Below are 20,793 nucleotides of genomic sequence, written 5' to 3'. Positions count from 1 at the left end.
CGCGTCCTGTTCTTTTGGGTTGGATTATTCGTGCTGGTCGAAATCGACGACTACTTTGTCTGTCACCGGGAAGCTCTGGCAGCTCAACACGAAACCGCGCGCGATTTCGTAATCTTCCAGCGCGTAGTTCACGTCCATGTCGACCTTACCGTCGAGCAGCTTGCAGCGGCAGGTCGAGCACACGCCACCCTTGCACGAGTAGCGCATGTCGATGCCGGCGCGCAGGCCGGCATCGAGGATCGATTCCTTGTCCTTGTCCATCGTGAAGCTGGTATGGTTGCCGTCCAAAATAACGGTGACCTCGGTCTCGTTGCGCACCAGCGCGTCGAACTGGCGCGGCTTGTGCTGGTGCTTCGGAATGCTGGCGGCGAACAGCTCCACCTTGATATTCTGCTTCGGCATGCCGGCTTCCTGCAGCGCCGCCGAGACGCCGTGCATCATGTCTTCCGGGCCGCAGATGAAGGCGATGTCGATATCCTCGATGCGAATCCAGTGCTTGATGAACTGCTCGCACTTCTCCTTGGTGATGCGGCCGTTGAAGAGCTCAATGTCCTGCTGCTCGCGGCTCATCACGTAGGCCAGGTTGAGGCGCTCCATGTAGCTGTCTTTGAGGTCGGTCAGTTCTTCCTTGAAGATGACGGACGACGAGGCGCGGTTCCCGTAGAAGAGCGTGAAACGGCTTTTCGGTTCGGTCAGGAGCGTGGTCTTGATGATCGACAGGATCGGCGTGATGCCGCTGCCGGCCGCAAAGGCGACGTAGTGGCGCGCGTTATCCGCTGCCAGCGGCACGTTGAAGTGCCCCATCGGCGGCATCACGTCGAGCACCGCGCCGACCTTCAGGTGTTCATTGGCCCAGCTCGAAAACAGCCCGCCCTGGGTGCGCTTGATGGCCACGCGCAGCGCGCCGTCCTGCACCGCCGAACAGATGGAGTAGGAGCGGCGCACGTCTTCGTCGCCGATCTGCGCGCGCAGCGTCAGGTGCTGGCCCTGCTGGTAGGCGAAGCTGGCGGCCAGTTCGTCCGGCACGGCGAAGGTGACGGCGATGGTGTCGCGCGTTTCGTTGCGCACCTTGGCGACGGTCAGTGGATAGAATTTGCTCATAACAGCCTTAGTGGCATTTGAAATAATCGAACGGTTCGCGGCAGTCCAGGCACTTGTAGAGGGCCTTGCACGGCGTCGAGCCGAATTGGCTGGTCAGCTCCGTATGGCTTGAACCGCAATTGGGGCAGATGACGACCAGCTTCGGCGCCGCCACGCGCTTGACGCCCAAGCGCAGGCCGCTGATGTCCATCGCCTGCTGCGCCGGCGGGGCAATGCCGTAGCCTTTCAGCGCGGCCTTGCCGGTGTCGCTCATCCAGTCGGTGGTCCACGCCGGCGAGAGCTGGTTCACCAGCCGCACCTCGGGCACGCCGTGGCTGTGCAGCGCATCGCGCACCGAATCGGCGATCACCGTCATGGCCGGGCAGCCGGAGTACGTGGGCGTGATGGTGACCACGCAGGTGGTCTCTTCCCACGCGACCGCGCGCACGATACCCAGGTCGACCACCGAGATCACGGGGATCTCCGGGTCGCTGACCTCGCCCAGCCAGGCCCAGACCTGTTCCGTGCTGGCCGGCTGCGTGCTCATTACCACTCGGCCCCGGGATAGGAGCGCTGCAGGAACTGCATTTCGGCCAGGATGTAGCCCAGGTGCTCGCTGTGGCGGCCGGTTTTGCCGCCGCGCTGCATCCACGCTGCCGGGTCGGGCATCGTCAACGTGGCTTCGGCGAAGATCTCGGACACGTGTTCGATGAAGGCCGCGCGCAGGCCGTCGGCGGCGGGCGCGACTCCCTGTTCCACCATGGCGTCGTCGATGGCGTCGTAGAGGAACATCTCGCCGCTGTACATCCACAGTTCGTTGACGGCGGCCTGGGTCTTGGCGTGGCTGTCGGGCGTGCCGTCGCCGAGGCGCACGATCAGGTCACCGCTGCGGCGCAGGTGGTAGGTGATTTCCTTGATCGACTTTTCGGCAATCTCCGCGATGCGCGCATCAACCGACTTGGCCAGGCCCTGCATCAGGAAGTAGTGCCAGGTGTCGAAGTAAAACTGGCGCACCATGGTGTCGGCGTAATTGCCGTTGGGCTGTTCGACGATCAGGCAGCAGCGCATGTCATGGGCGTCGCGCAGGAAGGCCAGCTGGTCTTCGGTGCGCCCGCGCCCTTCCAGTTCGCCGGCGTAGGTCAGCCACATGCGGGTCTGGCCGAGCAGGTCGAGGGCGACGTTGGTCAGCGCCATGTCTTCTTCGAGCGCCGGCCCCTTGCCGCACAGTTTGGACAGCTGCTGCGACAGAATCAGGGCGTTGTCGCCCTGGCGCAGCAGGTATTCGATTTTCTGATCCACAGGCACGCTCACAGGTTCTTGACTTCTTCCGGCATCGGGAAGAAGGTCGGGTGGCGATAGACTTTGTTGTTGGACGGCTCGAACAGGGCCGACTTGTCGCCCGGGCTGCTGGCGACGATGTCGGCGGCGCGCACGACCCAGATCGACACGCCTTCGTTGCGGCGCGTGTAGACGTCGCGCGCGTTATTGACCGCCATTTCGGCGTCGGACGCGTGCAGGCTGCCCACGTGCTTGTGGGCCAGGCCATGCTGGCTGCGGATGAAGACTTCCCACAGGGGCCATTCTTTACTCATTTTTATTCTCCGATGTGGTGAAACTTAAGCGGCAGTGCGCGCCGATTTCTTGTCGGCGTAGGCGACCAGCGCATCGCGGAACCAGGCGCCGTCGTCGTACGCCTTCACGCGCGTGCGCAGGCGCTCGCGGTTGCACGGGCCGTTCCCCTTCAAGACGTTCTGGAACTCGCTCCAGTCGATCTCGCCGAATTCGTAGTGACCCGTCTCGGCATTGAATTTGAGGTCCGGATCGGGCACCGTCAGGCCAAGGTACTCGGCCTGGGGCACGGTCTGGTCGACCATACGCTGGCGCAGTTCGTCGTTCGAGAACAGTTTGATGCGCCACTGCGCCGACTGCGCGCTGTTGACCGATTCGGCGTCGGATGGGCCGAACATCATCAAGGAAGGCCACCACCAGCGGTTCAGCGCATCCTGCGCCATCGCCTTTTGTTCGGGCGTGCCCTTGGCGAGGCTCATCATGATGTCGTAGCCCTGGCGCGCGTGGAACGATTCTTCCTTGCAGACGCGGATCATGGCGCGCGCGTACGGCCCGTACGAGCAGCGGCACAGCGGGATCTGGTTGATGATGGCCGAGCCGTCGACCAGCCAGCCCACGGCGCCCATGTCGGCCCACGACAGGGTCGGGTAATTGAAGATGCTCGAATACTTGGCCTTGCCCGAATGGAGGGCGGCCAGCAGCTCGTCGCGCGAGACGCCCAGCGTTTCGGCGGCGCTGTACAGATACAGCCCGTGCCCCGCCTCGTCCTGGATCTTGGCCAGCAGGATCGACTTGCGCTTGAGCGTTGGCGCGCGCGTGACCCAGTTGCCTTCAGGCAGCTGGCCAACGATTTCGGAGTGCGCGTGCTGGGAAATCTGGCGGATCAGGGTCTTGCGGTAAGCCTCGGGCATCCAGTCCTTGGCTTCGATCTTCACGCCGGCATCGATGCGCGCCTGGAACTCGCGCTCCTGCTCATCCATGTCCTCGGCACTCTGGACTTTCTTGAGGCCGGTTTCTACGAGTTGTGCGTACATGGTGCTTCTCCCATTGCAAAGGCGATCGAGCGATAATACGATACGTAAAATCAGAAGTACACAGATTAATTGAGTCGTATTGTATATGTGTATCCGATTAAGATGGAGGCGATGGCAAAAAAACCATGCTGCGCCGATCAGGCGGCAAAGTAAATGCCTGCTTTGCTTGACAATCACCCCTACCGCGCCAGACCATGCACCCATGAAACAACTTACCAGCACAGCATGGATCGCCGATTTTCTCGCCAGCGATCCGCCCCGTTCCAAGTCCCTTGTGATGACGATCTTCGGCGACGCCATCGCCCCGCACGGCGGCACCATCTGGCTCGGCAGCCTGATCGAGTTGCTGGCGCCCTTCGGCGTCAACGACCGCCTGCTGCGCACCAGCGTGTTCCGGCTGGCGCAGGAAGGCTGGCTGGTGGCCAACCGGGACGGGCGCCGCAGTTCCTACGCCATCCTGCCGCAAGCGCTGCCCCGCTTCGAGCGCGCCAACCGGCGTATTTACGCGCCGCTGGCCGCGCACTGGGACGGCAACTGGACGCTGGTGCTCTCCGGCGCCGGCAGCATCGACGCGCCCGAGCGCGCGCTGCTGCGCAAGGAAATGCTGTGGGAGGGCTATGCCATGATCGCGCCGGGCATGTTCGGCCACCCGGCCAGCAATGCCGCCATTCTCGAAGAACTGCTCGCGCGCGTGGGCGTGAAGGACAAGCTGTTCGTGTGCCGGGCCAGCGCGCTGCCGGGCGTATCAAGCAGGCCGCTGCAGGACCTGGTGCAGGAAGGCTGGGATTTGTCCGGCGTGGTCGACGGCTACCGTCACTTCATCGCGCGCTTTTCGCCCTTGCTGGAGCTAGTGGACGCCGATGCCGTGCTCGCGCCCGAGCAGGCGTTCGTGATCCGCACCTTGCTGGTCCATGCGTACCGGCGCGTGCAGCTGCACGACCCGATGCTGCCGATCGAACTGCTGCCCGATCCATGGCCGGGCAGCAGCGCCTACGAACTGGCGCGCGCCGTGTATGCGCGTACATACGCGGGCGCCGAAGCGCACATCATGGCTACCCTGCGGCGCGAGGACGATGGCGCGCCGCACGCCGACGCCGGTTTCTTCCAGCGCTTCGGCGGGCTGACCGATGGCGGCGCGCAAGGCGACGCGCTATGCGACGCGCAAGGCGAGGCGCTAAGCGACGTGCAAGGCGAGGCGCTAAGCGACGCGCAAACTGCGTCGCCGGCGCCGCGATAGCGACGCTACAATTACACGCAACTTTTGCGCGTACAAGCGGCTACAATTGGGCACACGTCCCTCAGCCACATTACAAAAAACTCGGAGACTGTCATGCAACGTCGTTCCTTCCTCACCAAAAGCGCGATCGGCGCCACGGCCGGCGTCGTCGCCGCGCCGGCGCTGGCGCAAATTAATCCTGAAGTCAAATGGCGCATGGCGTCGAGCTTTCCCAAGTCGCTCGATACCATCTTCGGCTCGGCCGAGGCATTCACCAAGCGCGTGGCGGACCTGACCGGCGGGCGCTTCCAGATCCGCCAGTTCGCCGCCGGCGATATCGTGCCGGGCCTGCAGGTGATGGATGCGGTGCAGGCGGGCACGGTCGAAATGGGCCACACGCCGTCGTACTACTACTTCGGCAAGGACGCCACGTTTGCTTTCGATTGCGCGGTGCCGTTCGGCCTCACCTCGCGCCAGCAGACCGCCTGGTTCGACCAGGGCGGCGGGCGTGAACTGATGCGCGACTTCTTCAAGGGCTACGGCATCGTCAACTTCATGGCCGGCAACACGGGCACGCAGATGGGCGGCTGGTACCGCAAGGAGATCAAGTCGCTGGCCGACGTCAAGGGCATGAAGATCCGCATCGCCGGTTTCGCCGGCCGCGTGATGGAGCGCATGGGCGCGGTGCCGCAGCAGATTCCGGCCGGCGACGTGTATGCGGCGCTGGAAAAAGGCACGATCGACGCGGCCGAGTGGGTCGGCCCGTACGACGATGAAAAGCTCGGCCTGGCCAAGGTGGCGCCGCACTACTACGCGCCGGGCTGGTGGGAAGCCGGGCCGCAGCTGTCGTTCTACATCAATATCAAGGAATGGGAAAAGCTGCCCGCGCAGTACAAGGCGGCGGTGGAAGCGGCCAGTTTCGAGTGCCACGTGACGATGCAGGCCGAGTACGACACCAAGAATCCGCAGGCACTGGCGCGCCTGATCAAGAACGGGGCCAAGCTGCACACCTTCTCCAAGGCGATCATGGACGAGGCGTACAAGATCTCGACCCAGGTCATGGAAGAGGAAGCGTCAAGGAACGCAAAGTTCAAAAAAGTGTACGATCCGTGGAAGCGGTTCCGCAACGACCAGAACATGTGGGCCTCGGTGTCGGAGCAGGTGATGCAGAACTATATGATTTCGATAGGAAGAAAATAGCTTTAGGCTCATTTGCGCCAGGTCAAACGAATCGGCCGGCGCATTTGATACCTTCGATGCGGGCGACCCTGCCTGGGTGCGTCGCTTACCGGGGATTAACTATGGATGGCATCTATTTTTCCTGCGCCGACGTGACGAGCCTGAGCCCGCACGGCTTCTGGCTGCAGTGTGGCGAGGAAGAGCTGTACTTGCCGTTTGTGGAGTTTCCGGTCTTCGAGCACGCGACCATTGCGCAGATCTGCCGGGTCAGGTGCGTGAGCACCGGACGGGTGTACTGGCCGGAGCTCGATGTCGACCTGACGCTGGAGGCGATCCGCAATCCGATGGCGTATCCGCGCGACAGCATGAATTACGATTGCTGAGCTGATTTGGCCACTATCGTTTCTGCCAGTGGCAGGAACGACAGTGGTGAGCGCGCGGTAGCGTACTTATTTCATGTCTGCTGACAGCCGATATTACAGATGCCGCGTCTCCGCCGGCGTATTCCCCCAGTTATCGTTCAACCCATCCATATAATTCACCGGGGCCGCGATCAGCTCTTCCGGCGTCACGTCGTCCAGCGCGGCCACACTGATCGCCACCAAGGCCCCGCCCAGCTGCTCCACGTAACCGCGCCCGAACGAGTGCACGCCGCACTGCTTGCAAAACAGATGATGCCCGCTCATGGTTCCGAACTGGTAATCGCTCAGCTGCTCCTCTCCCGACAGCAAGCGGAAGGCGTCCGGCTTGATCACCGCTTCCCAGTTGCGCGCCTTGCGGCAGATCGAGCAATTGCACCTGCTGGTGCCCTCGCTCAGGTCGATATCGGCTTCGTAGCGCACCGCGCCGCAATGGCAGCTGCCGTGATAGGTCTTTTTCATGGCCGTTCTCCTTCTCGTTGAATTCAACACTCAGGGTAAATCCAAAACAGGACAAATTCAGCCCTGTTAACGTCGATTTAACCTGAAGGCGTATCATGGCGCCTCGCGCAGGAGCAGGAACACAAGCAGCACCTCGCCTCTCATTCACCAGCCAGGGACACACCATGTCTATCAAAATCAGCAGCCAGTTCGACGCCGGCGCCATCGATATCGTGAGCGCCACCAGCGCTTCCTCGATCGACCTGAACATCCGCAGCGACTCGCACGCCGACATCACCCAGTGGTTTTATTTCCGCCTGCAGGGCGCGCAGGGCGAAGCGTGCACGATCCGCTTCCTCAACGCCGGCAAGAGCGCCTATCCGGCCGGCTGGGAAGGCTACCAGGCCATGGCCAGCTACGACCGCGTGGAGTGGTTCCGCGTGCCCACCAGCTTCGATGGCGAGGTGATGACGATCTCCCACACGCCCGAGATGGACAGCGTCTACTACGCCTATTTCGAGCCCTACTCGTGGGAACGCCACCTCGAACTGCTCGACCGCGCCCAGCTCTCCGAACAGGTACGCATGCTCGACCTGGGCAGCAGCGTCGAAGGACGCGACATGAACGTGCTGGTCATCGGCGACCCGGCCGCGAAGAAGAAAGTGTGGGTCATCGCGCGCCAGCATCCGGGCGAAACCATGGCCGAGTGGTTTGTCGAGGGCATGCTCGACGCCCTGCTCGACCCGGCCGACGCGTTCGGCCGCCAGCTGCTCAAGGAAGCCGTGTTCTACGTGGTGCCGAACATGAACCCGGACGGCTCGGTGCACGGCAACCTGCGCACCAACGCGGCCGGCGCCAACCTCAATCGCGAGTGGAATACGCCGACCATGGAACGCAGCCCGGAGGTGTTCGTGGTCAAGAACAAGATGAAGGAAACCGGCTGCGACCTGTTCCTGGACGTGCATGGCGATGAAGGCTTGCCTTACGTGTTCGTGGCCGGAAGCGACTCGCTGCCGACCTTCACGCCAGAGCAGGCGGCGCAGGAAAAGCGCTTCGCCGACGACTTCAAGATCGCCAGCCCGGATTTCCAGGACGTGCACGGTTACGGCGAGTCGCCCTACACCGAGGAAACCCTCACCATGGGTTCGCCGCATATCACGCACGCCTTCGGCTGCCTGTCGCTGACACTGGAGTTGCCGTTCAAGGACAACGCCAACGATCCCGATCCGATTTGCGGCTGGGACGGCGCGCGCAGCGCACGCCTGGGCGCCGCGGTGCTGCAACCGATCCTACTCGCTGTCAGGCAATAAGCTTTGCACTCGATTTACGTGAAAATGTACTAGTTGACGCACCAATCGGCTCTCCAGAAACGCTGAGCACATATGGACATTACTCAAATCAAAAACGAGATTTTCGTTGACCCGACTGTAAATCGCCCTGTAAAGTGTCAAGTACACTGTAAAGCATGTTGAGGAAATCATGGGAAAAAAGCTGAGTAACGCACCAGTATTCTATACTGTTGCCCAAGTGCAGTTCAACCCCATCTTGAATTTGGAAGGATATATTCCCGCCATCCAAGCCAAGATGCGCGAAGCACATTTTCCGGACTTTAGGCAGGAGATTACTCAGCGGCTTGTTATGCCCTTTGGTGGCATGGAACCAGGACAAATGTTTGCTCCTAGCATTAGCCCGCAGTCTCACTACATTTTTGGTGATATTAACGGGCGCTCCATGTTCTTGCTAGAGACTAATGCCCTCTCCTTCCAGACTACGTCGTATGACACGTTCGAGACTTTCTCTGCAGCGCTTCTCCAAGGACTAAAAGTTTTACATCAAGCATTGCGGCTGGATTTTGTCGAGCGCATCGGTTTGCGATACCTTGATGCGATTCAACCCTTAAATGAGAATGAGACCCTTAGACATTTTTTAGTGCCAGAAGTATTGGGCTTATCGTTGCGCGGCGAGGGGCATCTTCAGCACGCAATTAGCGAGACGGCAGTCATTACGGCAGCGGGTCAATTGATATCACGTGTTCTAGTAAGACATGGGATAATCGGCCTTCCCGCTGATTTAGCAGGTCCAGCCCCAACAATTGATCCAAAGTTCACTCAGCGCGAAGGTTTACATGCGATTGTAGACACTGACGCGTCGTTCGCGCATCGGGAAGTCTTTGACCTCGAAAAAATCAGAGACCGATTGTCTGCTTTGCATGGTGAAATTATAAAATCATTTAAAGCTACAGTGACACCGCACGCAGAAGCCGCGTGGGCATAAAAGGGAGAAATTCATGTCTACTGCAAGCTATGGCGGATGGGTTGCAAAACGAAATGTAACAACGGGTCGCTCATTAAGCCTATCCCATTGGATCGGCTGGGTTGCTGCCAGTACAGCAATTACTAGTATCGGCACAGGCGGAAAGCTCACGCTTGAGCACTTACAACAAGCATCTCTGAGATCGCATTATGCGCGACCGTTTGCCGAGGTTGCTGAGGCCACACATGTTCGTACTCCCAGCGAAGACCTTGCTCGCATTCGTGAGGTGTTATCTCCAGCAATTTCAGACCTCGCTGCAACGTTTGGCGTTACTCGCCAATCAGTCTATAACTGGCTTAACGGCGAACCAGTTTCGAATGAGAATGCAGTAAAGCTTTGTGATCTGGCCCAAGCGGCTGATGTGCTGGCGCATGAGGGAGTTACGGTTAACGTAGCGCTTCTGAGACGGAAGTTCGCCAACGGCAAGACGTTAATGCAAGTCGCCCAGGCCGGTGAATCAGCTCGAAAATCTGCTGTTCTGCTGGCACAAATTTATAAACGTGAAATTGAGCAACGCGAACGGTTGACTGCACGCGTTGCCAATCGCGTCAAAACGCAACCGACGGCCGACTTTGACCTTCCTACTTCCAGCGACCATGCCTAGAGGTTAACCGTGACCCAGTGGAATCGAGATACGCCATGGCGACAAGGGTATCTGCTCAGCGTCGACGCAATTGACACACTCGGATTGCGCCATGCGCTTAAGCCAGAGCAAACAGTAGTTATAGTTGCCACTCATGACTGTGACCTTGCACAAGATCCTGAATTGGAGCCTCACATTGAACTTGTGGTTGGTTGTCAGGGCGATAAGGACGGCAACTGCACCCATGCCAAGAACTCCCGAAAACTTCACGTTGAGTTTTCGGGCGCTAAGGCTTTCTGGGGAGAGTTCGATGCGGTTTCGAAGGTCGCCGTCGACAAACTGGCATTGAGCCGGTTCTTCCCTTGTACTGAAACTCGACTGACCCCTGAAAACCACGCCATATTCCAAATGTGGCTGGCGAGCCGTTATCGCCGATCGGCATTCCCCGATGAATTTGAACGCCGACTCACTTCAAAAGAACTCAAGTTGGCCGAAAAAATCGCAAAGGCAGTTAAACCTCATGGGGAATTAATTACAGGTGTGTTTTTTGACGTAGACGAAGGCGAAGACTTGAAACGAGAGGGTCCCGATGACACCTATGTCCTTGACATCACTATCTTACACGCAGCAGACCCTGATTTTATGAAAGCGGAGGCGGCGGCAATGAAGGCCGCACAAAACATCGAAAGCGCATTCAACGAAAAACTGTTCATCCCTACCAAAATGTGGCAACAGATCGAATTGCGTTCATGTGAAGCGATCTCCGAATCCGTTCTTTCCTACCAAACGTTCAAGCAACTTAAACGCTGGCGACTGGAGCACATGAGCCTTGCTGCTGAACCTCAACAACCAGTGCTGCCAGAATAATGTCACACTTACTGCGCCAGCTCCACCGTTAATGGCCAGCCAACTCATATCACCCGCATCTCCCGAGTCGTTTTTGAGAGAGAGAGCCCCAAGGGATCTTATCCGACGCAATCGACTTATGCGAATTTAGAAACTGATTTTCGGCCTGCTGCTCAGTGTTAAAGACAACGGAAGTATCCTATTTGCGGCTGGGACGGCGCCGGAGCGTGTCAATGATTTTGAAACACCATATTGAACTTGTGAGAGTCTAAATCTCGGGTTTCAGGCGGCCTTTTTCTCAGTGGCCGGTGGGTTGATCCAGGCTGCAGTTGGCAGTCTTTGCGTCTGCGGCATGCGGTGCTTGAAACGATTCGGCGTGCGCTGGAAGGCGTCCGCCAGAGTGGCTTGGCGTTGTTTGCCCACTTCGGCCGCGCGGCCCGTGTGGACGCTCTCAGGCGTCATCATGGCGATGCCGGAATGGCGATGCTGGTGGTTGTACCACGTAAAGAACGTGGCGCAGTGAACGCGCGCATCGGCCAGCGATCCGAAGCGTGCAGGAAACCCCGGCTGGTACTTCATGGTCTTGAACTGCGCCTCCGAGTACGGATTGTCGTCGGAGACGTAGGGCCTGCTGTGGGACTTGACGATGCCCAGGTCTGACAGCAGCGTCGCTACCGGCTTGGAACGCATGCTGCTGCCCCGGTCGGCATGCAAGGTCAGCGTGCCTGGCATGATGTCTTCCTTCGCGGCGGTGTCGGCAATGAGTTGCTCTGCCAGTTCGGCGGTTTCCTGCTCGGCCACCATCCAGCCGACGACGTAGCGGCTGAAGATGTCGAGGATGACATACAGATGGAAACACGTTCCTCTGACCGGGCCCTTCAGTTTGGTGATATCCCAGCTCCAGACTTGATTGGGCACCACGGCCAGCAGCTCCGGTTTGGCGTATTCAGGATGACGCAACTGGTTGCGGCGCTCGCGCACGGCAGCACATCCTTGCAGCAAGCGGTACATGGTGCGCACCGAAGCCACGTAGCGTCCTTCGTCGAGCAACTGGGCGTGGATCGCTGCCGGCGCGCAATTGGCGAAACGAGGGCTGTTGAGCACGTCGAGCACGACGCGGCGCTCCAGCTCCGATAGCGCCAGCGGTGGCCGCCGCGCGGGTGCTGCGACGCAAGCAAGCGGCAGCGTGCAGACGCGGCGCGCGGCGCGGTCCCGATACAGGGCGCTGCGTGGCAAACGCAAGGCCCGACAGGCAGCGGCGACGCCGACGCGATCAGCCAGGTTGTTGGCGGCGTCGATCACTTCGGCTCGCTCAGTCTGTCGCTGGTACTCAGTCCCAGCAGAGTGGAAAGTTTTTTTTGGACGTCGATGATCAGGTCCGCCTTGACCAGTTTGGCACGCAGGCGCTCGACCTCTTTTTCCAGTTCCAGCACGCGCCGCGTTTGCGCGGCGGCGGGATCTGCTTTCGGCCCGCGCTTGCGCTCCAGTGCTGCCGCTTCTCCGACGGCTTGACGCTGCTTGCGCCATGTCGCCAAATGCGACGAGTAGATGCCCTCACGCCTGAGCAATGCGCCGATGTCACCTGGTGCCGCGCAGGCATCGGCGGCGGCCAGAATGCGCAATTTCTCGGCTGCGGAAAAGGCACGCCGCTTGGCCGTCGGGACTACCTCCGGATCGGGGCGCTGCACTTCGGAGGACGCTACGTCTTTCCTGTCATGGGAAGTTGCTGGGGTGCTGATTTTTTGCTTTCTGTTGTGCATGTTGGGAACCTACCGCTGTACTTTAAATTAATCGGGTAGGTGTCTCAAGTTATATTGACACAGGGGGCGCGCGCAGCGCACGCCTGGGCGCCGCGGTGCTGCAACCGATCCTGCGATCGCTGCGTCACCCGGCTTGATCCGATACGGCTTTTCATCATCACGTCGATTTTTTGATTCACATCAACGATTTTGTTGAGGCCAATCAATAGACTTCTTCCATACCCAATGACAAACGAAGAAGGAAGTTGTGATGAAGAGCAAATTGTTAGCAGTCGCAGTCAGCATGCTGGGCCTGGTTGCCGTTGAAGCGCATGCCCAGGACGGACAATGGCTGGTGCGCGCACGCGCCGCGCACCTGAACCCGGCCGATAAATCGACACCGGTCGGCGGCGTCGGTGCATCGGACCGCATTTCGGTGTCCGGCAAGACCATCCCGGAAGTCGACGTCAGCTATTTTTTCACGCCCAACCTTGCGGCCGAGCTGGTGCTGACCTATCCGCAAAAACACGATGTGATGCTCGACGGCGCCAGGATCGGCACCTTCAAGCACCTGCCGCCAAGCTTGCTGGGCCAGTACCACTTCAACCCGATCGCCCAGTTCAAGCCTTACCTCGGCGCCGGCATCAACTACACGCGCATCTCCAAGGTCAGGCTGCTGAACGGCGCGGGCGAGCTGGAAAACGATAGCGTGGGACTGGCCCTGCAGGCCGGCGTGGATTACAGGATCGATAAAAACTGGTCGCTCAACCTGGACATCAAGCGTCTCAATATCCGCAGCGATGTGATGATCTCCGGCGCCAGGGTCAGCACCGTGAAGGTCGATCCGGTCCTGATCGCCGTGGGCGCCGGTTACCGCTTCTGATGTAACAGGGCGTGCCTGCCGCAGCAGGGCGCCCTTGCCGTCAGCGCAAATTGGCCTGCGGTTGTTTCGTCAGTTCCTCGACGGCCGCCAGGATCTCCGCTTCCTTGTATCCGCCAAAGCGGCGGTATCCCACATACGTGAGCGGATAGCCGCTGCCTTCGAGCGCGTTGTAGGCAATGGCGCCGGCTTCCGATGCCTCGACATCGACATCTTCGAAGGGGATCTTCTTTTCCTCGAACAGTTCGCGCTGCGCCTTGCAGTAGCCGCACCATTTGGTCCCGTACAGCACCACCTTGGGCTTGTCCTGCGCATCGAAATGGTTCGCCATGACGATAAGCTCGCGCCGGGTCAGCGCATCCTTGCCCAGCACTTCGCCGAGCATGCCGGCCAGGGCATGTACATCGTCGCCGACGGCGCGCTGCTTGCCGGCGATGACCGTCGGCAGTGCGTTCACGCGGTACTTGTTATCCGGCTCGGTGAGGACCACCTCCTGGAATGTCGGCACGCGCTTTTTCAATTCGTTGCGGATCTTGTCGCAAGGGTCGCCGCATTCGGGGCTGGTGAACAGCATCACGGTCGGCTTGCCATCCTTGTCGAACGCGCCGCTGCCGCCGCCGGACAGGCGGCCGGTTTTGTAGGCATAGAAGGCGCCGCCGGCGATCAGCGCAAGGAACAGTATTTTTTTCATGAGGAATCTGGTGGATAACAGGGCTGCGTGTGAAGCGTTCGCTTCACACGCAGCCCTGCCGCCGCTTGCGCGAAGGACGCGCGAGCGGTTGGAACGTCAGGTTACTTGCGCCCGGCCTTGATCATGTAGTCGAGCATGGCTGCTTCGGACACCGACGCCCACATGTTCTGATCCTGGCGGAATCGCTTCCACGGCTCGTAGATGGCCTTGAACTTGGCGTTCTTGGCCGCTTCCTCGTTCATCACATCCTGCGCCGCCTTGTAGCAGCCATCCATGATGTCTTTCGAGAAGGTGCGCAGCTTGACGCCATTCTTGATCAGCCGTGCCAGGGCCGCCGGGTTCTTGGCGTCGTACTCGGCCTGCATGCCGATGTGCGCCTCATACGTGGCGCATTCCAGCGCCGCCTGGTATTCCTTGGGCAGCTTTTCCCATTCCTTGATGTTCACATAGAAGGAGAAGCTCGCGCCCGCTTCCCACCAGCCCGGCGCGTAGTAATACGGCGCGACTTTGTAGAAGCCCAGTTTTTCGTCATCGTAAGGACCGACCCATTCGGCCGCGTCGATCGTGCCTTTTTCCAGCGCAGGATAAATGTCGCCACCAGCCAACTGCTGCGGCACCAGGCCCAGGCGCTCGAGCACCTTGCCGGCGAAGCCGCCGACGCGCATCTTGGTGCCCTTCAGGTCTTCCACCGACTTGATTTCTTTGCGGAACCAGCCACCCATCTGGGTGCCGGAATTACCACCCAGGAAGTTGACGATGCCGTAGCCCTTGAAGAAGTTGCGGGTCAGTTCGCGTCCGCCGCCTTCCTGGTACCAGGCCGTGTGCTGGCGCGAGGTGAGGCCGAACGGCACCGCGCAGTCGAAGGCGAAGGTGGCGTCCTTGCCGAAGTAGTAGTAGGACGCGCTGTGGCCGATTTCCACCGTGCCGGCCTGGACCGCGTCGAGCACTTGCAGGCCCGGCACGATTTCGCCGGCCGCGAACGAGCGGATGTTGAACTTGCCACCGGTGAGCTCGGAGACGCGCTTGGTGAGGATATCGGCCGCGCCGAAAATGGTATCGAGGGATTTGGGAAAGCTGCTGGCAAGGCGCCAGGTGATGGTTGGATGCGACTGTGCCAGCGCCGGTGCGGCGACTGCGCCCGCTGCAGCGCCAACTGCCGCTTTTTTAATAAAGGAACGACGTTCCATATGTCTGTGTCTCCTGAAGTGTTTACGTCACGGGAAAACCACCAGTGTCATGGTGCTAGAGCTAGTGTATTTGCGTCTAGGCAAGCATGCAATGTAATTTATCTTACAGGAGTCTTACAGAGCGGAGGGGAGAATCGGGAGGGGTGTTTCGCGTGGGCACAAGGTACCCACGCGCAAGGGTATCAGCAGCGATCAGCCGCCGGCGACAACCATCTTTTCAATCAAAATCGAACCGGTCTGCTTGTTGCCACGGATGAGCACGTCATTGCCGATGGCGACGATCTGCTGGAAGATATCCTTCATGTTGCCGGCGATGGTGATTTCCTCGACCGGATACTGGATTACGCCATTCTCGACCCAGAAACCGGAGGCGCCGCGCGAATAATCGCCGGTCACGTAGTTGGTGCCCTGGCCCATCAGTTCGGTGACCAGCAGGCCGCGGCCCATCTTCTTGATCATGCCGGCGAAGTCGTCGCCGCGCTTGGTCTGGGTCGAGCTCATGGTGAGGTTGTGCGAACCGCCCGCATTGCCCGTGGTTTTCATGCCCAGCTTGCGCGCCGAGTACGACGACAGGAAGTAACCCTGCACCACGCCATCCTTGACCACATTGCGGCGCACGGTGCGCACGCCTTCCTCATCGAACGGGGCCGAGCCGACCGCGCCGACCACGTGCGGGTCTTCCAGGATCTGGATATGCGAAGGGAATACCGACTGCCCCAGCGAATCGAGCAGGAAGGTCGACTTGCGGTACAGCGCACCGCCCGAGGTGGCCTGCACGAAGGAGCCGAGCAAGCCGGCCGCCAGCGGCGCCTCGAACAGCACCGGGCAGGTGCGCGTATCGAGCTTGCGCGCGTTCAGGCGCGCCAGGGCGCGTTCGGCGGCGTAGCGGCCGACTGCCTCGGGCTGGGCCATCTTTTTCGGGTCGCGCACCGAGGTGTACCAGTCGTCGCGCTGCATCTTGGCGCCCTTGCCGGCGATCGGCGCCACCGACAGGGTGTGGCGCGAGAACGGATAGCCGCCCGCGAAACCGCGCGAATTGGCCGACACGAAGTGCGACTGCTGCACGTGCACGCTGGCGCCCTCGCTGTTGGTGATGCGCGCATCGACGTCGAAGGCGGCCGCTTCGGCGCGCTGCGCCAGGACCACCGCTTCTTCGGTGGAGATCATCCACGGGTAGCACAGGCGCAGGTCGCGCGGCTTCATTTCGAGCATGTCGGCGTCGGCCAGGCCCGCGCAATCGTCGTCGGCCGTGAAACGGGCGATGTTGTAGGCCGCATCGACCGTGGCGCGCAGCGCCGCCGGGGAAAAGTCGGAGGTGCTGGCATTGCCGCGTTTTTGACCGATATACACGGTCACGCCCATGCCCTTGTCTTTATTCTGCTCGATCGTCTCGATTTTGCCACGCCGGACCGACACTGACAGACCGCTGCCCTCGCTGATGTCGACGGCAGCATCGGTGCCGCCCCTCTCCTTGGCAAAGGCCAAAACGTCGCGCGCCAGCTGCTGCAGCTGATCCTGGGTGTGGATAAAGACGGAGTCGTTCATGTGGTGTTTTCTTCGGCTGTCCGGTTAAACGGGTATGATAGCAGTCGTTTACAGTTTTTACTGATCGGCTTTACGCCTATCGGAACCATATCATGCCAAATCCAAACCGGGGCGCCTGCGGCTTCCAATCGTCCGAGTTCGAGCAAGAATACGAACGCCCTTCCAAGTCCGAACTCAAGCGCCAGATGAGCGAGCTGCAAAAGCTCGGCGAAGAACTGGTCGCCGAAGCGCGCGACCGCGTCAAGCGCGTTCCCATGCCCGAAGACGTGCGCGATGCGATCCTGGCCTGCCAGCTGATCACCAACCACGAGGGACGCCGTCGCCAGATGCAGTTCGTCGGCAAGAAGATGCGCACCCTCGACGAGGAAGAAGTGGCCGTCATCCAGCGCACCATCGATAGCTGGAAAGGCATGTCCAAGGCCGATACCGCGGCCCTGCACGCGCTCGAACGCCGCCGCGAAAAGCTGCTGGCCGACGACAAGGCCCTGACCGTGCTGCTCGAGGAAAATCCGGAACTCGATGTGCAGCACCTGCGCACCCTGATCCGCAACGCGCGCAAGGAACAGGCCGAGAACAAGCCGCCCAAGGCGTACCGCGAGATCTTCCAGATCCTCAAGGACATCAACAAGAAGGGCAAGGCCGCGGCCAAGCCGGTGGACGAGGACGAGGACGGCGAGCCGATCGATGACGAGTCCGACGACGAGTAATCCCACCGAGCTGGTGATCGGCCTGGTGTCGGTCTCCGACCGCGCCAGCGGCGGCGTGTACGAAGACAAGGGCCTGCCGGCGCTGGCCGACTGGCTCGCCAGCGCCATCACCACCCCCTATCGCATCGAAACGCGCCTCATTCCCGACGAACGGGCGCGGATCGAAGCGACCCTGGTCGAACTGGTCGACCTGGCGCGCTGCCACCTGGTGCTGACCACGGGCGGCACCGGTCCCTCGCGGCGCGACGTCACGCCCGAGGCCACGGTCGCCATCGGCACCCGGGAAATGCCCGGTTTCGGCGAACAGATGCGCCAGATCAGTCTGCAGTTCGTGCCGACCGCGATTCTGTCGCGCCAGACCGCCGTCCTGCGCGAGATCGATGGCCACGCCGCGCTGGTGATGAACCTGCCCGGCCAGCCGAAAGCGATCAAGGAAACCCTCGAAGGTCTGAAAGATGCTGACGGCAAGCAACTGGTCGGCGGAATTTTCGCGGCCGTGCCCTACTGCGTCGACCTCATCGGCGGACCGTATATGGAAACCAACCCGGCCGTGTGCAAGGCATTCCGGCCGAAATCGGCGCTGCGTCCCGCGCCGTCTATCGAGACACAACCCATGAGCAAACTGTTAGAGAACATCGAAATCGAGACCGCCCCGAACCCGACGGTGGCGATCATCTGGATGCATGGCCTGGGCGCGGACGGCAACGACTTCGTGCCGCTGGTAAGCGAGCTGGACTTGAAAGGCTTGCCCGGCATCCGTTTCGTCTTCCCGCATGCCAACACGATGCCGGTGACGGTCAACGGCGGCTACGTGATGCGCTCGTGGTACGACATCGTCAACGCCGACATTGGCCGGCGTGAAGACGAAGCCGGCCTGCGCGCCTCGCAGTTGCAGGTCGAGGCCCTGATCGCGCGCGAAAAATCGCGTGGCATTCCAGCCTCGCGCATCATCCTGGCCGGCTTCTCGCAAGGCTGTGCGATGACCTTGCAGACCGGCCTGCGCCATCCCGAAAAGCTGGCCGGGCTGATGTGCCTGTCCGGTTACGTGCCGCTGGCCGACAAGATCGCCGCCGAGCGCTCGGAAGCCAGTCTGGGCACCCCGATTTTCATGGTGCACGGGCAACACGACGGCGTGATCCCGATCGCCCGCGCCACCGCCTCGCGCGACTTGCTCAAGTCGCTGGGCTACCAGCTCGAATGGCACGACTACACGATGCAGCACTCGCTGTGCCAGGAAGAGATCGACCACATCGGCGTCTGGCTCAAAAAAGTCCTCGCCTGATTCGAACACCGGGGGGCATCCCCCGGCGCCAATCGTGCAACTTCAGTCCGTCTCCCCCCGGAGAGCGTAGAATGCGTTCTTTGATAGCAAAGGCAGACAATGAAAAAAACCGGCATGGCGAAGAGTGACGCCAAAAAATTGATGGGCAAGATGGTCGCCCCGGGCGCAGCCGGATTCGGCAACGCCGACAACGCCGCCGTCGACCGCCGCGAACAGCGCAAGCGCGACCAGGCCCTCGGCCTGGTTCCCTTCGCCGTCAAGCTCAACAGCGACCTGGTGCTGCAACTGCAAACCCTGGCCAAGGAACGCGACACCGACCTCAACGAAGTCGTCGCAGAACTGCTGACCAAGGGCCTCGCGGCCTGAGCGACCCAAGGTGAAAACGGTCGTTCTCGGCGGATACGGTAACTTCGGCGCCCGCATCTGCCGTGCCCTGGCGCCCAGCCCGGGCATCGAACTGATCGTCGCCGGGCGCGACCTGAACAAGGCCAGCGCCCTTGCCAGTGCCTGCGGGCACGGCGCCACCGCGGCGCGCATCGATATCCACGATCCCCAACTGGCGCAAGCGCTGCGCCCCTTGGGCGCCGAACTCGTCATCCACACCGCAGACCCTTTCCAGCAACAGGATTACGGCACCGCGCTGGCCACGGCCGCCGCGGGTGCCCACTATATCGACCTGGCCGACGGGCGCCGCTTCGTGTGCGACTTTCCGGCCGCGCTGGACGATGCCTTCCGCCGGCAGAACCGCCTCGCCATCACGGGCGCAAGCAGCGTGCCGGCCATGTCGTCGGCCGTGGTCGACCATCTGACGGCGGGCTGGCGCGGCATTGCATCGATCGACATGTGCATCGCCCCGGCCCAGACCGCGCCGCGCGGGGTGGCCACCATGGAAGCGGTGCTGAGCTACTGCGGCGCCCCGATCCAGGTGTGGCAGGACGGGCGCTGGACGACCCAGCTGGGCTGGGCGGCGCCCAAAACGGTCGCGTACGCGCGCCTGCGCCCGCGCCTGGCGTCGCTGTGCGACATCCCCGACCTCGAACTGTTCCCGGCCCATTATGCGGGGGTGCAGTCGGTGATGTTCCGCGCCGCGCTGGAAATCGGCATCAGCCAGCGCGGCATGGCGGCCCTGGCGGGTCTGCGCCGCATGGGGCTGGTGCCGCGTCCCGAACGCTTCGCCGCCCTGCTCAACCGCGCCGCCGATGGCTTCAATTTCCTCGGCTCGTCGCTGGGCGGAATGGTGGTGCGCGTGCACGGGCTTGACGCCGGCGGCACGCCCGTGCAGCGCGCCTGGCACATCGCGGCCGATCACGACCACGGCCCGGAAATCCCGTGCATGGCCGCGGTCCTGCTGGCGCGCCGGCTGGCGGCGGGCACCTTGGACAAGATCGGCGCCTACACCAGCGTCGGCCAGCTGAGCCTGGCGGAGTTTGAACCGGAGTTTGGCAAGTGGGGGATGGTGACCGACCTCGGCGAGTGATCGGTTATGATCCGTACTCGGACAACAACGCTTGAAGAGGTAAAACCATGGCCAAGAAAGAAGAACTCGACGAAGAAACCCTGGCGCTGATCCACTGGTGCATCGAGGTGGAAGGTTTCCTGGTCGCCGGCGGCGCAACCCAGAAGCAGGCGCAGGACCATATCGAGGAACAGGTCGAGTGGTTTACCGACCAGTTCTATGATGGCTTGACGCCGGAAGAAGCCGCGAAGGAAGCGCTCGCTTAAAGCGGCGCTGCCTCATCCGGGGCATCCACGGCTCTGGTGCGGCGCAGGGCGTCCGGAGGTGACACCGACGGCCAGAATGGCGGCTTGACGCGCTAACCGGCGTTGACGGTCCGGACGCGATCAGGGGCCATTCACCTGTTACTTACCGGTCGTCGGACTATACAACGTTGAAACAGCCCGGACAAACCTACGTCATTCGGTCCTATGTCGACGCTCAAAACACCTTTAGCGCCATGCTTCGGAGTTACTGGCAGTGCGCAATCCGTTACAAGGGTGGCGAGAAGTGGAGTGGCGACAGTTGGACCTTGGTCGATATCATGCTCGTAGCGCAGTAGCAACGAATGAGGCGTGGCGCACTGC

23 protein-coding genes and 1 pseudogene are annotated in these 20,793 nt (G+C 61.2%); 14 read left to right on the top strand and 10 right to left on the bottom strand.

Going from position 1 to position 20,793, the window contains the following annotated elements; genetic code table 11:
* Window positions 1–24: 24 nt before the first annotated feature.
* From paaE to paaA, 5 genes are read right to left on the bottom strand one after another with little or no spacing between them, the layout of a single operon-like run.
* On the bottom strand, window positions 25–1,101 hold the full coding sequence (gene paaE / locus CR152_RS12110; RefSeq protein WP_099875136.1) for a 1,2-phenylacetyl-CoA epoxidase subunit PaaE: 1,077 nt from the start codon (window positions 1,099–1,101) through the stop codon (window positions 25–27).
* A gap of 7 nt (window positions 1,102–1,108) precedes the next feature.
* Window positions 1,109–1,627 carry a 1,2-phenylacetyl-CoA epoxidase subunit PaaD gene (gene paaD, locus CR152_RS12105; protein ID WP_099875135.1) on the bottom strand — a complete coding sequence of 173 codons (519 nt, stop codon included), beginning with the start codon at window positions 1,625–1,627 and terminating at the stop codon, window positions 1,109–1,111.
* A complete protein-coding gene (gene paaC / locus CR152_RS12100) occupies window positions 1,627–2,379 on the bottom strand; it encodes a 1,2-phenylacetyl-CoA epoxidase subunit PaaC (RefSeq protein WP_099882238.1) in 753 nt (250 codons plus the stop codon). Before paaC ends, paaD begins: the two co-directional genes overlap by 1 nt.
* Window positions 2,380–2,387: 8 nt before the next feature.
* Window positions 2,388–2,672 (bottom strand): 1,2-phenylacetyl-CoA epoxidase subunit PaaB, encoded by a 285-nt coding sequence (gene paaB / locus CR152_RS12095; protein ID WP_099875134.1) that lies wholly within the window; start codon window positions 2,670–2,672, stop codon window positions 2,388–2,390.
* A gap of 24 nt (window positions 2,673–2,696) precedes the next feature.
* The gene (gene paaA / locus CR152_RS12090; RefSeq protein WP_099875133.1) at window positions 2,697–3,683 is read right to left on the bottom strand and encodes a 1,2-phenylacetyl-CoA epoxidase subunit PaaA; all 987 of its coding nucleotides are present in this window, start codon (window positions 3,681–3,683) and stop codon (window positions 2,697–2,699) included.
* Between the two features lie 202 nt (window positions 3,684–3,885).
* On the opposite strand from paaA, the gene paaX reads away from it, so the two are divergent.
* From paaX to CR152_RS12075, 3 genes are all read left to right on the top strand, one after another.
* Window positions 3,886–4,920 carry a phenylacetic acid degradation operon negative regulatory protein PaaX gene (gene paaX, locus CR152_RS12085; protein ID WP_099875132.1) on the top strand — a complete coding sequence of 345 codons (1,035 nt, stop codon included), beginning with the start codon at window positions 3,886–3,888 and terminating at the stop codon, window positions 4,918–4,920.
* Between the two features lie 93 nt (window positions 4,921–5,013).
* Window positions 5,014–6,099: a TRAP transporter substrate-binding protein gene (locus CR152_RS12080; RefSeq protein WP_099875131.1), complete on the top strand. Its 1,086-nt coding sequence runs from the start codon at window positions 5,014–5,016 to the stop codon at window positions 6,097–6,099.
* A gap of 101 nt (window positions 6,100–6,200) precedes the next feature.
* Complete coding sequence (locus CR152_RS12075) at window positions 6,201–6,461, top strand: DUF2442 domain-containing protein (RefSeq protein WP_099875130.1); 261 nt, start codon at window positions 6,201–6,203, stop codon at window positions 6,459–6,461.
* A gap of 93 nt (window positions 6,462–6,554) precedes the next feature.
* Here CR152_RS12075 and CR152_RS12070 read toward each other — a convergent pair whose 3' ends face one another.
* Window positions 6,555–6,959, bottom strand: coding sequence for a GFA family protein (locus CR152_RS12070; RefSeq protein WP_099875129.1), 405 nt, complete (start codon window positions 6,957–6,959; stop codon window positions 6,555–6,557).
* Window positions 6,960–7,123: 164 nt separating this feature from the next.
* Between CR152_RS12070 and CR152_RS12065 the strand changes: the two genes are divergently transcribed.
* From CR152_RS12065 to CR152_RS33825, 4 genes are all read left to right on the top strand, one after another.
* The gene (locus tag CR152_RS12065) at window positions 7,124–8,248 is read left to right on the top strand and encodes a M14 family metallopeptidase (protein WP_099875128.1); all 1,125 of its coding nucleotides are present in this window, start codon (window positions 7,124–7,126) and stop codon (window positions 8,246–8,248) included.
* Between the two features lie 169 nt (window positions 8,249–8,417).
* A complete protein-coding gene (locus CR152_RS12060) occupies window positions 8,418–9,212 on the top strand; it encodes a TIGR04255 family protein (protein ID WP_099875127.1) in 795 nt (264 codons plus the stop codon).
* A gap of 13 nt (window positions 9,213–9,225) precedes the next feature.
* Window positions 9,226–9,855 (top strand): hypothetical protein, encoded by a 630-nt coding sequence (locus CR152_RS32865; protein WP_157778455.1) that lies wholly within the window; start codon window positions 9,226–9,228, stop codon window positions 9,853–9,855.
* Between the two features lie 9 nt (window positions 9,856–9,864).
* Window positions 9,865–10,701 carry a hypothetical protein gene (locus tag CR152_RS33825; protein ID WP_208640115.1) on the top strand — a complete coding sequence of 279 codons (837 nt, stop codon included), beginning with the start codon at window positions 9,865–9,867 and terminating at the stop codon, window positions 10,699–10,701.
* Window positions 10,702–10,962: 261 nt separating this feature from the next.
* Here CR152_RS33825 and CR152_RS12040 read toward each other — a convergent pair.
* Window positions 10,963–12,368 (bottom strand): IS3 family transposase gene (locus tag CR152_RS12040; protein WP_370663850.1). Its coding sequence is split into 2 segments (ribosomal slippage): window positions 10,963–11,994 and window positions 11,997–12,368, totalling 1,404 coding nucleotides; the frame shifts between segments, so codons are not numbered across the junction.
* Between the two features lie 322 nt (window positions 12,369–12,690).
* Here CR152_RS12040 and CR152_RS12035 point away from each other — a divergent pair.
* Entirely contained in the window at window positions 12,691–13,302 is a 612-nt protein-coding gene (locus CR152_RS12035) for an OmpW/AlkL family protein (RefSeq protein ID WP_099875123.1), read from the top strand.
* Between the two features lie 40 nt (window positions 13,303–13,342).
* Here CR152_RS12035 and CR152_RS12030 read toward each other — a convergent pair whose 3' ends face one another.
* The 3 genes from CR152_RS12030 to pmbA all read right to left on the bottom strand — a co-directional run bounded on the left by CR152_RS12030 (window position 13,343) and on the right by pmbA (window position 16,722).
* Complete coding sequence (locus tag CR152_RS12030) at window positions 13,343–13,990, bottom strand: glutaredoxin domain-containing protein (RefSeq protein ID WP_099875122.1); 648 nt, start codon at window positions 13,988–13,990, stop codon at window positions 13,343–13,345.
* A gap of 101 nt (window positions 13,991–14,091) precedes the next feature.
* On the bottom strand, window positions 14,092–15,177 hold the full coding sequence (locus tag CR152_RS12025; RefSeq protein WP_099875121.1) for a TRAP transporter substrate-binding protein: 1,086 nt from the start codon (window positions 15,175–15,177) through the stop codon (window positions 14,092–14,094).
* 192 nt (window positions 15,178–15,369) lie between these two features.
* Window positions 15,370–16,722: a metalloprotease PmbA gene (gene pmbA / locus CR152_RS12020; RefSeq protein ID WP_099875120.1), complete on the bottom strand. Its 1,353-nt coding sequence runs from the start codon at window positions 16,720–16,722 to the stop codon at window positions 15,370–15,372.
* Window positions 16,723–16,814: 92 nt separating this feature from the next.
* Between pmbA and yjgA the strand changes: the two genes are divergently transcribed.
* The 6 genes and pseudogenes from yjgA (at window position 16,815) to CR152_RS11995 (ending at window position 20,433) form a co-directional block, all read left to right on the top strand.
* Entirely contained in the window at window positions 16,815–17,429 is a 615-nt protein-coding gene (gene yjgA / locus CR152_RS12015; RefSeq protein WP_099875119.1) for a ribosome biogenesis factor YjgA, read from the top strand.
* Window positions 17,407–18,024 (top strand): annotated as a pseudogene (gene mog / locus CR152_RS34150) (molybdopterin adenylyltransferase); the annotation flags it as partial. The gene yjgA and the pseudogene mog, both read left to right, overlap by 23 nt.
* 18 nt (window positions 18,025–18,042) lie before the next feature.
* On the top strand, window positions 18,043–18,711 hold the full coding sequence (locus CR152_RS34145; RefSeq protein WP_229413810.1) for an alpha/beta hydrolase: 669 nt from the start codon (window positions 18,043–18,045) through the stop codon (window positions 18,709–18,711).
* 99 nt (window positions 18,712–18,810) lie between these two features.
* Window positions 18,811–19,077 carry a hypothetical protein gene (locus CR152_RS12005; protein ID WP_099875117.1) on the top strand — a complete coding sequence of 89 codons (267 nt, stop codon included), beginning with the start codon at window positions 18,811–18,813 and terminating at the stop codon, window positions 19,075–19,077.
* Between the two features lie 10 nt (window positions 19,078–19,087).
* A complete protein-coding gene (locus CR152_RS12000) occupies window positions 19,088–20,188 on the top strand; it encodes a saccharopine dehydrogenase family protein (protein WP_099875116.1) in 1,101 nt (366 codons plus the stop codon).
* A 47-nt stretch (window positions 20,189–20,235) separates the two neighbouring features.
* Window positions 20,236–20,433 carry a hypothetical protein gene (locus CR152_RS11995; protein ID WP_054268373.1) on the top strand — a complete coding sequence of 66 codons (198 nt, stop codon included), beginning with the start codon at window positions 20,236–20,238 and terminating at the stop codon, window positions 20,431–20,433.
* Window positions 20,434–20,793: the final 360 nt, after the last annotated feature.

This window comes from Massilia violaceinigra (assembly GCF_002752675.1).
GTDB classification, from domain to species: domain Bacteria; phylum Pseudomonadota; class Gammaproteobacteria; order Burkholderiales; family Burkholderiaceae_D; genus Telluria_A; species Telluria_A violaceinigra.
This window is presented reverse-complemented; position numbering and strand designations above follow the sequence as displayed.